We start from the raw sequence: 15,059 nt of genomic DNA on the forward strand, positions 1-15,059 counted from the left end.
AAACCCCCGCGGTGCGGGGGTTTTCTTATTACAGCAGCTTCTTCCCTAGCAGGGATTCTACGAGCTCTACTGCTGTTTTACCCGTTTTGTTTTTGTGATCAAGGATCGGGTTAACCTCAACGAATTCGGCTGAGGTAATGATGCCTGCGTCATACAGCATTTCCATAGCCAGATGGCTCTCCCGGTAGCTGATGCCGCCGACGACAGGGGTTCCGACACCCGGTGCGTCGTTCGGATCAAGCCCGTCCAGGTCAAGGCTCAGATGGACGCCATCACATGCAGATAAATAATCAAGGGTTTCTTCAATGACCTTTGTCATGCCAAGACGGTCGATTTCGTGCATTGTGTACACCTTCATGCCGCTTTCCTTAATGTACTTGCGCTCCCCTTCATCAAGTGACCGGGCGCCAATGATGACGACGTTTTCCGGTTTGATTTTAGGCGCGTAGCCTTCAAGGTTAACCAGTGACTCGTGGCCAATGCCGAGGCTGACCGCGAGCGGCATGCCGTGAATATTGCCCGATGGTGAAGTTTCAAGTGTATTCAAATCGCCGTGCGCGTCATACCAGATGACGCCGAGATTATCGTAATGCTTCGCTGTGCCTGCAAGCGTGCCGATCGCAATACTGTGGTCACCGCCAAGGACAAGCGGGAATTTTTTCTCTTCAATGACTTTGTTGACCTTTTGCGCGAGTTTTTCATTTCCCGCCAAAACGGAATTCAGGTTTTTCAGTTCCTCGTCATTTTTGATTTTTTCGCGGTTGATCGGAATGTCACCGAGATCTTCAACCGTATACCCCATGTCTGACAGCCTCTCGATCAGATGAGCGTACCGGATGGCGCTCGGGCCCATATCTACCCCGCGTCGTGCTTGTCCTAAATCCATTGGCATTCCAATAACCGAAATCGTTTTATCCATCTGTGATTCCACCTCAACATTTAAGATAATGTCCTATGCGGGTTCTAACAAAGATGACTTGCGGACAACGTTTTAAAGCTCTAGCTGACGATTTGCCTGCTGGCGTTTTTTAATGACGACATGATAAATGATGTAGCAAATGATCATAAACGGCACGCCGCAATACAGCGCGATACGCTGCTCCGGATCAAATGCAAGACTGATGAGCACGACCGTATTTAACGTTAGGCCGATCAGCGGAAGCACCGGGTACAGCGGTGTTTTAAATTTCAAATCTTCTATCTTCCCGCCCTCACGGATATATTTGCGTCTGAACATGATTTGGGAAAGCGAGATCGTAATCCAGCCGACCTGCGCGCTCATACCCGCCAAAGATAACAGTACCATATATACAGTTTCAGCCTGCGCAAACTTTGTCAGAAGTGATAGGCAGGCCACAGCCATCGTTACGATTAACGAGTACATCGGTACACCGCGCTGATTTGTTTTTCCGAGCGCTTTGAAGGCCTGTCCTTCATTCGCCATTGCGTACAGAATACGTGTCGATGCGTATAAACCTGAATTCGCAACAGATAACAGCGCGATTAAAATAACAAAGTTCATGATATCAGCTGCATATGGGATTCCGATTTGCTCAAATACGGCAACAAATGGACTTTCCACGACACCCGCCTGTTTCCACGGAATCATGCCGGCAATGACAATGATTGAAAGCACAAAGAAGACAAGCGTTCTCCATACTGTCTGTTTGATTGACCGTGGAATCGTTTTTTCAGGGTCTTCACTTTCTCCGGCTGCAACCCCGATCAGCTCAGTCCCCTGAAACGCAAAGTTCACGGTAATCATCGTAATCAGCATTGCCTTTATGCCGTTCGGAAATAACCCGTCTTCATAAAAATGTGTCAAAAACGGCGCCTGCTCTCCGCCCTTCAGATCAATCAGGCCAAACATGGCAGCTCCGCCGAGAATAATAAATAAAAGGATAATCAAAATTTTAATGCCTGAGAACCAGAATTCAGATTCCGCAAAGGCTTTTGTGGTGATCGCATTTAAAATAAACATCAGTGCCGCAAAGACCAGACACCAGATCCACACGTCTATATGCGGAAACCAGCGTTGCATCAGCTGCCCCGCTGATAAGAATTCAATGGCGCATGTAACCGCCCAGCCGAGCCAGTACAGCCAGCCGAACGCAAACCCGAAGGCCGGGCTGATAAATTTTGTCGCATAGGTCTGGAAGGACCCCGACACAGGAAAGGCGACTGCCAGCTCTCCTAAGCAGAGCATCGTCAAAAACATGATAAAGCCGCCCACTAAATAGGACAGAACCGCGCCGAGCGGTCCCGCTTGGTTAATGGTAAACCCGGTTCCAAGGAAGAAACCGGTTCCGATCACTCCGCCCAATGAAATCATGAACAAATGGCGTGATTTCATTGTCCGCTGGAGCTGATTTCCGTTATCTTGGTTTGTATTCACATTCTGCACCCCTTCAGCAACTTGTATTGGATCTAAGCTGGAACATCTGCATGGTGCTATCCCAGTTTGCTGTCCAAAGAGTCTCTATCTATTTAATATAAAATTCACTTCTTCTCATAAAGATACATTATACTAAAATACTGTAGCTGAGCAAATAGGGAGTGCTGATTTTTCTGTTGTAAATTTATACAAACGAAGTGAATATCCCTTCATGGTGCGGGTTTATGCGTTTTGCAGTACATTCTTGATTTTCTCTATCGCCCAATCCAAATCCTTTTTGGAAATGATTAATGGCGGCGCAAAACGAATAACCGTATCATGCGTTTCCTTGCATAAAAGCCCTTCTTCCTTCAAACGCTCACAATACGGACGTGCCGCTTCAGTCAATTCCACACCGATAAACAGCCCTCTGCCGCGGACTTCTTTAATGACAGGGCTGTCAATGCTCTCAAGCTCGCTTTTAAAGTATTCACCAAGCTCAAGAGAACGATCCGCCAGCTTTTCATCCTCCAGCACTTCTAATGAAGCGATAGACACTGCACATGCAAGCGGGTTTCCGCCAAATGTTGAGCCGTGTGAGCCAGGGTTAAACACGCCTAGGATCTCGCGGTCCGCCGCAATGCATGAGATCGGGAACACACCGCCGCCAAGCGCTTTGCCCAAGATATACATATCCGGAACAATGCCGTCCCAGTCACAGGCAAACGTCTTGCCTGTACGTCCGAGACCCGTCTGAATTTCATCCGCAATAAACAAGACATTCTCTTCCTTACAAATCGCCGCCGCTTCCTGTAAAAATCCTTCAGGCGGAATCACAATGCCCGCTTCGCCTTGAATTGGTTCAAACAAGAATGCCGCTGTATTCGGCGTAATGGCCTGTCGAAGCGCTTCCACATCGCCGTAAGGAATGAGTTTGATTCCCGGAAGCATCGGGCCGAATCCTCGTTTATATTCCTCTTCAGAAGAAAGAGATACCGCCAGCATCGTGCGGCCGTGGAAGTTTCCGACACATGCGATAATTTCCGCTTGATTGTCAGCTACGCCCTTCACTTCATACGCCCAGCGTCTCGCCGCTTTCACCGCAGATTCAACCGCTTCGGCTCCTGTATTCATCGGCAGAATCATCTCTTTGCCTGTCAGTTTAGCTGTTTTTTCGTAAAACGGCCCAAGCTGATCGTTATGAAACGCGCGTGACGTGAGGGTGATTTTATCAGCCTGATCCTTCAATGCCTGAATGATTTTCGGGTGTCTGTGCCCCTGGTTTACCGCAGAGTAAGCACTCAGCATATCCATATATTCATTGCCTTCCGGGTCCTTTACCCAAGCACCCAGCGCTTCAGAAATAACAATCGGGAGCGGGTGATAATTGTTGGCTCCGTAATGAGACGTCTGATCAATAATTTCTTTGGATTTAGATAAAGCTGTCATATTTGAATTCCCCCTTGTTTTCTGTTTCAACATGTTATCCTGCTTTCCCTTTATATAAATGCAAGTTCTGTGCCAAATCAAGAATTCGTGTGTTTTCTACAATTTTCGAGGACAAGGTGCAAAAACATTCTGATATTTCGAGCAAAAATTCCAGCAAGTGCAAAATTCTTTTGCATATCCTCTCCACTTTTTTATAAAATAGAAGCAATATTAAGAAAATAATTGAGGGAGGTTCATACAGTGGTCAAAGACAGCGAATTCCTCACATTGGTTTTTCAGAGTATTTTAGATGAAATCGATGTTGGCCTGCACGTGGTAGACGAGCATGGAAACACAATCGTTTATAACAATAAAATGATGCAGATTGAAGATATGGAGAAGCATGACGTCTTGAATAAAAACCTGATGGATGTGTTTATGTTTTCAAAGCAGCAGGACAGCACACTGGTACAGGCTCTTCAGGAAGGCAAGACGATTAAAAACGTCAAACAGAGCTATTTCAATAATAAAGGCCAGGAAATTACGACGATCAATCATACATATCCCATCGTCCAAGACGGCAAAATCAGGGGCGCCGTTGAAATTGCCAAGGATGTGACAAAGCTTGAACGGCTGATCAGGGAGAATATGAACAAAAAAGGCAGCACAACCTATACGTTTGACAGTATTCTCGGCACCAGTCCGGCCATTCAAGACGTCATCGAAAACGCCAAGCGGGCAACCCGTACGTCATCATCTGTGCTTCTCGCAGGCGAAACCGGTACGGGAAAAGAACTGTTCGCGCAAAGTATCCATAATGGAAGCGATCGTTCTGGCGGCCCGTTTATTTCGCAAAACTGTGCTGCGCTGCCAGACAGCCTTGTGGAAAGCATCTTGTTCGGAACAAAAAAAGGCGCGTTTACCGGCGCTGTCGACCAGCCCGGCCTGTTTGAACAAGCCCATGGCGGCACACTGCTGTTAGATGAAATCAACTCGCTGAATCTCAGCCTTCAGGCGAAGCTGCTGCGCGCCCTTCAAGAACGGAAAATCAGGCGCATCGGTTCAACAAAGGATACACCGATTGACGTACGTATTATTGCCACGATGAATGAAGATCCAATTGATGCAATTGCAGGCGAACGAATGCGGAAGGACTTGTATTACAGGCTGAGTGTCGTCACACTGATCATCCCGCCGCTTCGGGAACGAAAAGAAGACATTTTGCTTCTCGCGTCGGAGTTCATCCAGAAAAACAACCATCTGTTCCAAATGAATGTTGAACACATCAGCGATGACGTGAAGCAATTTTTCCTTTCTTATGACTGGCCGGGAAATATTCGCGAGCTTGAGCATATGATCGAAGGCGCAATGAATTTCATGACGGACGAGCAAACGATTACAGCTTCCCATCTGCCCTATCAATACCGCATGAAAATCAAGCCGGCTGACATCCCAGAGCCGGAAACACCAAGACACCAGCCAGCCGCGGACTTAAAAGAAAAAATGGAAAGCTTCGAAAAATATGTGATAGAGAACGTGTTAAGAAAACACGGCCATAACATCTCGAAAGCTGCTCAGGAGCTTGGCATCAGCAGACAAAGCCTCCAATATCGGCTGAAGAAATTTTCTCACTCGTCTAACGAATAATCCGGGGCAGGAAGCCTGATCAGAAAAACAGTTCCTTTGCCTATTTTACTTTTCACGTCAATCGACCCATTGTGGCTGTCGATAATCGATTTCGTTATGGCAAGGCCTAATCCCGACCCTCCATATTTCCGGGAGCGGGATGGGTCTGCCTTGTAAAACCGGTCAAACATTAAAAAACGTCACTTCTTATGCATTGAAGAAAGAAAATGGCACCTATGTGTATCACAGCCAGCAACCACACGGTACAAACCATTAAAGTCCATGCAAATAACGGAAGTATTTGCAGCTAACTGCCATTTGCTGTTTCACGTGTAACATCCATCTTGTATTTTTCTTCATATTCGATATATCCTTTTTCAACTGAACGGGCGTGACCCCTGTTCAGTTTTTTTTGCATATCAAAACAGCCTGGCAACGATGCCAGACTGCTATGATTAACTGCCTAATTGGTCTGCGGAGGACAGCTTGATGTCTACAGATTTTTCTTTTCCGCCGCGGTAAAACTTCACCTTCACCCGGTCACCGACTTTTTTCTGATAAAGCCGTTTTCGCAGGTCAACAATATCATTTACTTTGTATCCGTCAAATTCCGTGATGACATCCAGTTCCTTCAGCCCCGCTTTCCCAGCAGGTGAAAAGGCGTCTACACCCATCACAACCGCTCCATTGGTGACGTTCTTAGGAAGCTTTAATGTTTCATCCCAATGATAGCTTGCGATGTCACTTAGCGATTTCATCTCAATGCCAAGGAACGGGCGTTTGACCTTTCCGTATCTCTCTAAATCCTCTATCACAGGGATCACGAGCTTAGAGGGAATCGACAGGCCAATCCCTTCAACCGCCGACTCGGCAATTTTCATTGAATTGATGCCGATGACCTTCCCATCCATATTTAACAAAGCACCGCCGCTGTTCCCAGGATTAATGGCCGCATCTGTTTGCAGGACTTCTGCGTTCCAGTCAGGCTGTCCATCACCGTTTGAATCCACTGGAATCGCCCTCTCCGTACCTGAGATGACGCCTTGTGTGACAGAGCCTGCAAACTCAAGGCCTAACGGGTTCCCGATCGCAATAACCGGCTCCCCAGACTTCACTTTATCTGAATTTCCGAAATCGGCGACTGCTTTAATCTTATCGCTTTTCACCCGTAAAACGGCAAGGTCCATCAGCTGGTCGCTGCCGACAAGATCAGCTGATACACGTGAGCCGTCTTTCAAGCTGATTTCAATTTGGGAAGCGCCTTCGATGACATGATGGTTGGTCACGACATAAGCGGAATGGTCATTTTTCTTATAGATGACGCCAGAGCCGCTCCCAGCCTCGCCGCTCTCTCCCCAAATATCTGATTTTTGGATGTTCACAACACCGACAACGGCGGGCGACACATTGCTGACAATCTTGGTGACGGCATTGTTGACACTGACATTTACCGTCCTGATTGATTCCCGGCCATTGTTGTTTTGCTGCTGATCTAAGGCGCCTGTATCCAGCCCTTCATTTGAAAGGTACGGCATGATAAACGCCATTAATACGGCACCGACAATCACGCCAATCAGACTCGAAAGAAAATATCCTTTTTTGCTTCTCTTTGGCTGTTCAGGAGTAGTATGTTCTTCCTCACGTTCGTAATCCACCATATTCCATCCTTTCCAAGAACGTTAATATGGTTATATTGTGGGTTAGAAGCTCCTAGAATAGTCATGATTTACATAGAAAAATTATACAGCGCAAAGCGGAGTGGCCTTCTTCGGATCGGTGTCGTATAAGTCAAATGTCTCACCCGTCACAAATCCTTTAGAAGCCAATGTCTGCTGTACAGACATTCTTGCCAGCTCCTTCATGTTGTTGTCCTGGCTCAAATGCGCCAGGTAAATACGAGACGTCTCATCGCCAATGACATCCGTCATCGCCAAAGCAGCATCTTCATTTGACACGTGCCCGACGTCACTTAAAATCCGCCGCTTAATGCTCCATGGGTATCTCCCCATTTGCAGCATACCGACATCGTGATTGCTTTCAAACACAAATACATTCGCTGAACGGATAATGCCTTTCATCCGGTCGCTGACATATCCCGTATCTGTCATTAACGCGAGCTTTCGGCCGCTATAATGGAATACATAAAACATCGGTTCCGCCGCATCGTGGGAAACGCCAAACGATTCAACATCAAGTCCGCCGAACGACTTCACCGTCTCCATCGGAAATACAAACTTTTGATCGGTGTCAATTTTGCCGATTTGATTCTCCATCGCTTTCCAAGTCTTCTCATTCGCATAGATCGGAAGCTTGTACTTTCTGGCGACGACACCAAGGCCCTTAATATGGTCACTATGCTCATGCGTCACAAAAATGCCGTCTACATCATCCAGCTTACGCCCGATCTGCGCCATCAGCCCATCCATGGCTTTTCCGCTCAAACCGGCGTCCACTAAAAATGCGTGATCCTCTGTTTCGAGGTAAAACGCATTTCCCGTACTCCCGCTCGCAAGTACGCTAAATTGCAAGCTCATGTTTGTCTCACTCCATTATTTTCATTGATCTGTATCTAAAATCGTACTCTCCAAAGCATTCACAGTAAAATACTCTTGTACTGTCTTTTTCTCACCGTTCACTTTTTTCTCGTACTCGACCGTAATTCTCCATACCGGCGCCAGCACCTGCGTACTTGTCAGCGGATATTGTGCTACATAGCCGAATTTACAGCTCTTCACAGTGCTGTATTCTTTTAATTGATTTTGATAGTACAATAGCTCAACCGCATCCATTTCAGTAATTAAGCTTTCTTTCTGGATTTGCTTGAAGGTCTCAAGCGTAGTCTGGTCGTATGACACAACCTCGTTTTTACCGTTTAAGTGCAGCACCACTTGCCCGATCATATTAGAGGGATTGTCGGTCTTTTGGTAAATATAATGACCTTCGTACGTTTGGAAGAAAATAATTTCTTTCTTCGATTTATCAACCTTCCAAAGCTTATATTTTTCGCCATCTTGAATTTTCGAAGAAACAAGTGCCTGAGCATCGTCCTCGATATCCTTCTTTGATAGTGCGATTGGATTTGCAAACTTCATTTTCAGGCTCGTTACTTTATGATCATCACTAGGCATGTCCATCAAAGGCTTTTGATCCTTCAGCGCCTCAATTTCCTCCTTGGAGAAAGACTTTTGATTTGCCGTGATCCGATAGCCTTCTGTCGCTTCCTTATTCAAGCCTTCATACGTGATATGATCGGCCTTCATGTCATGCTCGACATCATTTTTAATGACTTCATATTCTTTGCCGGTAGCCTGCCATTTTTGAAAAAACTGATAGCCTAAGAAAATATCTAAAATGAGGAAGGCAACGATGAAGATTGATTTTGTCTTATTCCACTCCACTGTTAGCCCCCTCCTTCCTCAATAAATCCTTTGTAATCGGCACAATTTTTCCATTTACTTTCATCGCCCAAACCGGTTCCAGTTCAACGAGAGGATCGTCGTTGGTTGATGTTGATACCAATTGATAAGCAAGGAAGATCTGATCAATTTTGTCCGTATCATAAGCGGTTTGTTTCGAAAGCAGCATCCTCACTTCGCTGCCGCTCATGAGCTCTGTTTCACTTGTTTTAATCGGATTCGTTCCGAGACTGTAATTCGGCCGCTTATAGCTGAGAATATCATCATTCGCCCATTGCACCGAAATCGCCGATGTCGCCCCGAAAGGTTTGGCGGTGCTGTTAATGACCGGGATCTGATCCATAAAGATATAGAAGCTCAACTGCTGGCTGTCATTGATATTGAAAAATTGATAGTGATCCGTCCAACTTCCGGTATCCTCAAGGTATTTTTGGCTCTTTTTGATTAATTCACCTGTTTGATAGGATGTGCTCTGCACCAAATTGCGCTGCTGAAATTGCACCTGTCGCTGGCTTAGATTCACATCTAACCGGCTGATCCCATCTGTCAGCACATTTCTGTTGTTGTAATTCGAATCTTCTCTTACAATGCTCGGATCACTAAACAAAGCCTGCTTAAAGGTATTTGTTTTAATCGATTCTGTGACAAATTCTTTTTTGTCCATCGTAAGCGGTTTGTTCGGCAGCAAGAACTCTTTCTTTGAGCCAATGGAGAACAAACTGAACGCCGGCATATTTGATTGCCTGTTTTTCAAGTCGTTCATAATGTTCCGGTAGTTTGCCGATTCAACCGTCACTTCAAGAATGAGCTGTTTGCTGTAAGACACCAAATAGATTTTCTTGTTTGCTTTTGTTTCATTGAACGGGATCAGAATATGGTCAAACGAACTGTATTCAAACGACTGATTAGACCATTTAAACAGCGTTTGGAAAATATCAATCGGAATCGTATCGCTGAATTGCAAGTCAAGCTTGGCTTCAGAACCGCCTATTCCATAAAACCAGCTCTTGAATCCAGACTTGTCATACTGATCCGAAATATCTTTAATTCCTTTTACATCCCAATGTGGCAAATCAGACCAGATTTCTTCATAGAGGGCATTGTCATCCACTTTGTAATGAGCGCCGTCATCATGGATAAACATGTCCCTTGGCCTTACCGTTTCAGACAGCTTTTGGGTGGTTTTTTCGATTTTATGTTTCACACGAACAGTAGACTCTGTTGAGGATGAGCCTTCAGAAAAGTTTGGCTGGAACGTCCATATCCCCCATGTAAAAACAAGACTGATGACGACGAGTACCGTAAGTAATATCGTTTTTATATTTTCACGCTTCATCCCAATCATCCTCTTGTTCCTCTTTATATGGAAGAGTAAATGTAATCGTCGTGCCTTTTCCTTCTATGCTGTCCGCCCAAATATCTCCACCGTGCGCCTGTACCATTTCCTTGGCAATCGCCAATCCCAGACCGGTGCCGCCAAGCTTTCTCGTTCTCGCTTTATCCACCCTGTAGAAGCGGTCAAAGACTTTTTCGACATCTTTTTTCGGAATGCCGATCCCTTCATCCTTCACGCTGATATAGAGAAGTTCTTCCTCTTCATTGACATCAATCGAGAACGTGACATGTCCGCCTTCCGGTGAATATTTTAAAGCGTTAGAAATAATATTATCGAGCACCTGCGTTATTTTATCCTGGTCAATCTCGACATACAGATCTCTGTCCGGCAGATTGCGGATAAACTCCACATGCTGCTCTTTTGTCATTTCAAAACGGTCAATAATAAGTGACATAAACCGGACAATCTGAATCCATTCCCGGTTAAATTGATAATCTTTACTGTCAAATTTCGACAGCTGAAGCAGATCATTGACAAGCCGGATCATACGCTCTGTTTCATTTTGCGTCACCATTAAGAAGCGCGGAGCAATGTCTTTATTTTCCCACGCGCCTTCAGCTAACGCTTCTAAATAGCTGCGCATTGTCGTAAGCGGCGTCCGCAGCTCATGTGATACATTCGCAACGAATTCTCTGCGTTCCTGATCCATTTTCTCTTGTTCGGTTACATCGTAAATGACAGCGATTAAACCATCAATTTTGCCGTGTTCCCTTTGAATCACAGAGAAATTCACGCGAAGCACCGTTAATTCATCATCGCGCTCAATTTCAAGCAGCATAGAATCCTGCTGTTCCACTAAATCTTCAAAAGTATAATTCTCTTGAAGCCCCAGCAAACTCGTAATCGGCATTTCTAAGGCTGTTTCACGTGAAACGTTCAACAGTTCCAGCGCCGGGCTGTTTAAGAGAATAATCGCTCCGTTTCGGTTTGTGGCGATAACGCCGTCTGTCATATAAGCAATGACAGAGGCTAGCTTTCTGCGTTCTCCTTCAGTCATCGCCTGGGCATCTTCAAGCTCTCTCGTTAAGTGGTTAAACGTTGTGGCCAGCTGCCCAATTTCATCATGCCCGTACTTTTTAACCTTCCTCGAGAAATTCCCTTTCGCAAGCTCCATCGCCTGCTTTCGCATATCTGAAAGCGGGTGGGTAATGGTTCTTGCCAGAAAAATACCGAGAAGAGCCGTCAAAACAAGTGCCAAACCTGTGCCGGACGCCAATATCGTGTTGATCGTCTTCATTTGATTAAAGACATCTTCCATACTCGCGACAACATAGATCGCACCGACAACCTCTTGGTTTTCAGTCATGACAGGCTTCGCGGAAATAAGAACTCTGATTTTGCTTTTCGGGTCATAATATTTTCTTAAATACGACTGTTTGGTAGAAAAAATTCTTTTGAAAATCAGATCGGTCGTTTGTTTCCCAGCCACTTCCTCACCGTACGGCTTTGAAGAACCGACCACTTCATAGCTTTTATCTACAAAGCTAATTTCCCGAACCTCATCACTTTTCGTGAAGTCATTCAAAATACGGCTGACGTCATCCTTTATGACGGTACTGTCGTTATCGCTCTTATATTCTTGTTCGATATAATAAGAAAGGTTGTCGATTCGCTGATTCAGCGATTGTTCATAAGAGCTGATCAGCGACTTCTCTACCTGATTGACAAAATACACACCAATGATTTGCATGGCAATGATAATCAAAAGCACATAAATCAAGGTAATCTTAAATTGGATCGACCGAAAAAAACCAACCTTATTCATATGGGCATTAGTCCTGTTCTGGGTTTCTCAAGTAATAACCTACACCACGGCGTGTGACGATCCAATTTGGATGGCTCGGGTTGTCCTCGATTTTTTCACGAAGCCGGCGGACTGTTACGTCAACCGTTCTGACATCGCCGAAGTAATCATAGCCCCAAACGGTTTGAAGCAAATGTTCACGGGTCATCACTTGTCCGATATGTTTTGCTAAATAATGAAGCAATTCGAACTCACGATGAGTCAATTCGATTGTTTCGTCTCGTTTTGATACAACGTACGCGTCAGGGAAGATGACGAGAGAGCCGATATGAATCTCGTTAGAGGAAGGCTCTTCCTCCGCAGGCGCTGTTGTCAGCTGGCGGCGCAGGTTCGCTTTTACACGTGCCAAGAGCTCGCGTGTGCTGAATGGTTTTGTGACATAGTCATCAGCACCGATTTCAAGCCCGATAACCTTGTCAATTTCTGAATCCTTAGCCGTCAGCATAATGATTGGCATATCGTATTTCTTTCTGACTTCACGGCATACTTCAACGCCGTCTTTATTCGGAAGCATAATATCTAAAAGAATTAAATCAGGCTGAAGCTCTTCTACCATTTCAACGGCTTCGTTTCCGTCGTGGGCACAGTGCACTTCATAGCCTTCTTTTCTTAAGTTAAATTCCAATATATCTGCAATCGGTTTTTCATCATCTACTACAAGGATCTTTTTATCCATCATTTTGATTTTCCTCCTGCCGAATGACTTCATTTCATCTATATAACATTCGTTTCATCACTTATGGCCCATGTAAAGAATGGGTCCTTGTCTATTATAACGGTTTAAGGTCAAAAGATAAAAAAAATAAAGGTTTAGAAAAAAAACACATGTTTCACCTTTATCGCCAGTTGTTTATCTATTGTCATGCTGGTCAACTTTTTTTAAAAAAGATAACTTTATTGAAACCTCCCCTCACCGGAGTGCGTCTTTATCAATGACGTCTTCTTCTTTGAACCGGCCGCAGGGCCGGTTCTCCCTTTTTCTTCTATTATAACACTCCTCATGTTTGCCTTTTTCCTAAAAGAAAAAACGCACCTACGATTGCAGATGCGTTTGGTAAGTGGCTCGGGACGGAATCGAACCGCCGACACACGGATTTTCAGTCCGTTGCTCTACCAACTGAGCTACCGAGCCAAATGTTTTATTTTTCTCTACTAAGTAAAGTAAAATGGCGGTCCGGACGGGACTCGAACCCGCGACCTCCTGCGTGACAGGCAGGCATTCTAACCAACTGAACTACCGGACCTTACAGTAATTGCCCGGAGAGCTGTCGTGTCAGCTCTCACAGACAAATAAGGAATTTAGCAATAACGCTAAAGTAAATCAATGACCCGTACGGGATTCGAACCCGTGTTACCGCCGTGAAAGGGCGGTGTCTTAACCGCTTGACCAACGGGCCTTCACGAAATGGTGAGCCATGAAGGACTCGAACCTTCGACCCTCTGATTAAAAGTCAGATGCTCTACCAACTGAGCTAATGGCTCTTAAAGATGTCGGAATTTCTATAGAGCAAACGACTTAAATCTAGTTCTCATCTTGTACTCTATTGAAGCAGTTTCCGTAACAACGAGATTTATAATATCACGAACAAATAGAAGTGGCAATAACTTTTTTGGTTTTTTTTCATATTTTTTTCTCAGACCAACTTATATGCGGCTTTCAAACAAAAAACAAGCCCCTTAAATAGGGGCTTGCAGACATATTCTATTTAGTTCGCACGGTACACACTGCGAAGGACATTTGTTTGTGAGCGGTCTGGACCGACAGAGAAAATAGAAAGCGGAATGCCTGTCAGCTGAGACACACGCTCAAGATAATGGCGCGCATTTTCCGGAAGCTCGCTCAAGCTCTTCGCACCTGTAATATCCTCAGTCCAGCCCGGCATTTCTTCATATACCGGCTCACATTCAGCAAGTGCCTTAAGACTTGCTGGGAATTCTTCAATGATTTCGCCTTTGTAGCGGTACGCCACACAGATTTTCAACGTTTCAATTCCTGTTAGGACGTCAATTGAGTTCAGAGAAAGATCTGTAATTCCGCTCACACGGCGGGCGTGGCGGACAACAACGCTGTCAAACCAGCCGACACGGCGCGGGCGGCCTGTTGTTGTTCCATATTCGCGTCCGACTTCACGGATTTGATCGCCGATTTCATCTTTCAGCTCAGTCGGGAAAGGACCGTCGCCGACACGAGTCGTATATGCTTTTGATACACCGACAACGTGCTTGATTTTGGTCGGGCCGACACCAGAACCGATCGTGACACCGCCGGCAACCGGGTTAGATGACGTAACAAACGGGTATGTTCCTTGGTCGATATCGAGCATAACCCCTTGTGCGCCTTCAAATAATACACGGCGCCCTTCATCAAGAGCATCGTTTAAGACAACAGATGTATCGCAAACATACTTTTTAATCTGCTGTCCGTACTCATAATATTCGTCTAAGATATCCTCAAGTTTAAACCCTTCTGTCTCGTACATTTTCTCGAGAAGACGGTTTTTTTCTTCAAGATTGCGCTCAAGCTTTTCCGCAAACGCGTCACGGTCTAACAGATCCGCGATACGAATTCCGATGCGGGCTGCTTTATCCATGTAAGCAGGGCCGATTCCTTTTTTCGTTGTGCCGATCTTGTTAGCCCCTTTACGCTCTTCTTCCACTTCATCCAATTTCAAATGATACGGCAAAATGACGTGAGCTCTGTTGCTGATTCTCAGGTTATCTGTACTCACGTTGCGCTCATGAAGATACGCAAGCTCTGTGACTAATGCTTTCGGATCTACAACCATTCCGTTTCCGATTACACACGTTTTATCCTTATAGAAAATTCCAGACGGGATTAAGTGAAGCTTATATGTGATTCCGTCAAACTTGATTGTATGCCCTGCGTTATTTCCGCCTTGATAACGGGCGATCACTTCTGCATTTTCTGATAGGAAATCTGTAATTTTACCTTTTCCTTCATCGCCCCATTGCGTACCTACTACAACTACTGAAGACATGTCCGTGCACCTCCGT

At 45.3% G+C, this 15,059-nt stretch carries 12 protein-coding genes, 4 tRNA genes and 1 pseudogene; 1 reads left to right on the forward strand and 16 read right to left on the reverse strand.

The window, feature by feature from the left end; genetic code table 11:
• Nucleotides 1-28: 28 nt before the first annotated feature.
• The 3 genes from rocF to rocD all read right to left on the reverse strand — a co-directional run bounded on the left by rocF (nucleotide 29) and on the right by rocD (nucleotide 3,823).
• Entirely contained in the window at nucleotides 29-919 is an 891-nt protein-coding gene (gene rocF, locus FB592_RS04990) for an arginase (RefSeq protein WP_003226959.1), read from the reverse strand.
• Between the two features lie 72 nt (nucleotides 920-991).
• A complete protein-coding gene (locus tag FB592_RS04995) occupies nucleotides 992-2,395 on the reverse strand; it encodes an amino acid permease (protein WP_003242721.1) in 1,404 nt (467 codons plus the stop codon).
• A 222-nt stretch (nucleotides 2,396-2,617) separates the two neighbouring features.
• Nucleotides 2,618-3,823: an ornithine aminotransferase gene (rocD, locus tag FB592_RS05000; RefSeq protein ID WP_038828028.1), complete on the reverse strand. Its 1,206-nt coding sequence runs from the start codon at nucleotides 3,821-3,823 to the stop codon at nucleotides 2,618-2,620.
• Between the two features lie 240 nt (nucleotides 3,824-4,063).
• On the opposite strand from rocD, the gene rocR reads away from it, so the two are divergent.
• Nucleotides 4,064-5,449, forward strand: coding sequence for an arginine utilization regulatory protein RocR (gene rocR, locus FB592_RS05005; RefSeq protein WP_003244510.1), 1,386 nt, complete (start codon nucleotides 4,064-4,066; stop codon nucleotides 5,447-5,449).
• On the opposite strand, the pseudogene FB592_RS05010 reads toward rocR, so the two are convergent.
• From FB592_RS05010 to purA, 13 genes and pseudogenes are all read right to left on the reverse strand, one after another.
• Nucleotides 5,431-5,619: pseudogene (locus FB592_RS05010) on the reverse strand (ATP-binding protein); the annotation flags it as partial. The gene rocR and the pseudogene FB592_RS05010 sit on opposite strands and share 19 nt — an antisense overlap.
• 116 nt (nucleotides 5,620-5,735) lie before the next feature.
• Nucleotides 5,736-5,864 (reverse strand): hypothetical protein, encoded by a 129-nt coding sequence (locus FB592_RS05020; RefSeq protein ID WP_003242634.1) that lies wholly within the window; start codon nucleotides 5,862-5,864, stop codon nucleotides 5,736-5,738.
• A 19-nt stretch (nucleotides 5,865-5,883) separates the two neighbouring features.
• The gene (gene htrC, locus FB592_RS05025) at nucleotides 5,884-7,086 is read right to left on the reverse strand and encodes a serine protease HtrC (protein WP_021481077.1); all 1,203 of its coding nucleotides are present in this window, start codon (nucleotides 7,084-7,086) and stop codon (nucleotides 5,884-5,886) included.
• An 81-nt stretch (nucleotides 7,087-7,167) separates the two neighbouring features.
• Nucleotides 7,168-7,962 carry an MBL fold metallo-hydrolase gene (locus tag FB592_RS05030; protein WP_003242676.1) on the reverse strand — a complete coding sequence of 265 codons (795 nt, stop codon included), beginning with the start codon at nucleotides 7,960-7,962 and terminating at the stop codon, nucleotides 7,168-7,170.
• Nucleotides 7,963-7,983: 21 nt separating this feature from the next.
• Nucleotides 7,984-8,826, reverse strand: a complete 843-nt coding sequence (gene walI, locus FB592_RS05035) for a WalRK two-component regulatory system regulator WalI (protein ID WP_003244037.1) — start codon at nucleotides 8,824-8,826, stop codon at nucleotides 7,984-7,986.
• A complete protein-coding gene (gene walH / locus FB592_RS05040; protein WP_041850604.1) occupies nucleotides 8,813-10,180 on the reverse strand; it encodes a WalRK two-component regulatory system regulator WalH in 1,368 nt (455 codons plus the stop codon). Before walH ends, walI begins: the two co-directional genes overlap by 14 nt.
• The gene (gene walK / locus FB592_RS05045) at nucleotides 10,170-12,005 is read right to left on the reverse strand and encodes a cell wall metabolism sensor histidine kinase WalK (protein WP_009968432.1); all 1,836 of its coding nucleotides are present in this window, start codon (nucleotides 12,003-12,005) and stop codon (nucleotides 10,170-10,172) included. Before walK ends, walH begins: the two co-directional genes overlap by 11 nt.
• Before the next feature lie 7 nt (nucleotides 12,006-12,012).
• The gene (walR, locus tag FB592_RS05050) at nucleotides 12,013-12,720 is read right to left on the reverse strand and encodes a cell wall metabolism DNA-binding response regulator WalR (protein ID WP_003244363.1); all 708 of its coding nucleotides are present in this window, start codon (nucleotides 12,718-12,720) and stop codon (nucleotides 12,013-12,015) included.
• Nucleotides 12,721-13,103: 383 nt separating this feature from the next.
• Nucleotides 13,104-13,176, reverse strand: a tRNA-Phe gene (locus tag FB592_RS05055).
• A gap of 35 nt (nucleotides 13,177-13,211) precedes the next feature.
• Nucleotides 13,212-13,288 (reverse strand) — tRNA-Asp (locus FB592_RS05060).
• A gap of 81 nt (nucleotides 13,289-13,369) precedes the next feature.
• Nucleotides 13,370-13,441 (reverse strand) — tRNA-Glu (locus FB592_RS05065).
• A gap of 9 nt (nucleotides 13,442-13,450) precedes the next feature.
• A tRNA-Lys gene (locus FB592_RS05070) sits at nucleotides 13,451-13,526 on the reverse strand.
• 224 nt (nucleotides 13,527-13,750) lie between these two features.
• On the reverse strand, nucleotides 13,751-15,043 hold the full coding sequence (gene purA / locus FB592_RS05075; RefSeq protein ID WP_003226929.1) for an adenylosuccinate synthase: 1,293 nt from the start codon (nucleotides 15,041-15,043) through the stop codon (nucleotides 13,751-13,753).
• Nucleotides 15,044-15,059: the final 16 nt, after the last annotated feature.

It is taken from the genome of Bacillus sp. SJZ110, assembly GCF_006715455.1.
Taxonomy (GTDB): Bacteria; Bacillota; Bacilli; order Bacillales; family Bacillaceae; genus Bacillus; species Bacillus subtilis.

What these genes read in the sequence shown, in the direction of transcription:
- rocF (WP_003226959.1), bottom strand. Translation starts at nt 919, where the DNA reads ATGGATAAAACGATTTCGGTTATTGGAATGCCAATGGATTTAGGACAA.
- rocD (WP_038828028.1), bottom strand. Translation starts at nt 3,823, where the DNA reads ATGACAGCTTTATCTAAATCCAAAGAAATTATTGATCAGACGTCTCAT.
- htrC (WP_021481077.1), bottom strand. Translation starts at nt 7,086, where the DNA reads ATGGTGGATTACGAACGTGAGGAAGAACATACTACTCCTGAACAGCCA.
- FB592_RS05030 (WP_003242676.1), bottom strand. Translation starts at nt 7,962, where the DNA reads ATGAGCTTGCAATTTAGCGTACTTGCGAGCGGGAGTACGGGAAATGCG.
- walH (WP_041850604.1), bottom strand. Translation starts at nt 10,180, where the DNA reads ATGAAGCGTGAAAATATAAAAACGATATTACTTACGGTACTCGTCGTC.
- walK (WP_009968432.1), bottom strand. Translation starts at nt 12,005, where the DNA reads ATGAATAAGGTTGGTTTTTTTCGGTCGATCCAATTTAAGATTACCTTG.
- walR (WP_003244363.1), bottom strand. Translation starts at nt 12,720, where the DNA reads ATGGATAAAAAGATCCTTGTAGTAGATGATGAAAAACCGATTGCAGAT.
- purA (WP_003226929.1), bottom strand. Translation starts at nt 15,043, where the DNA reads ATGTCTTCAGTAGTTGTAGTAGGTACGCAATGGGGCGATGAAGGAAAA.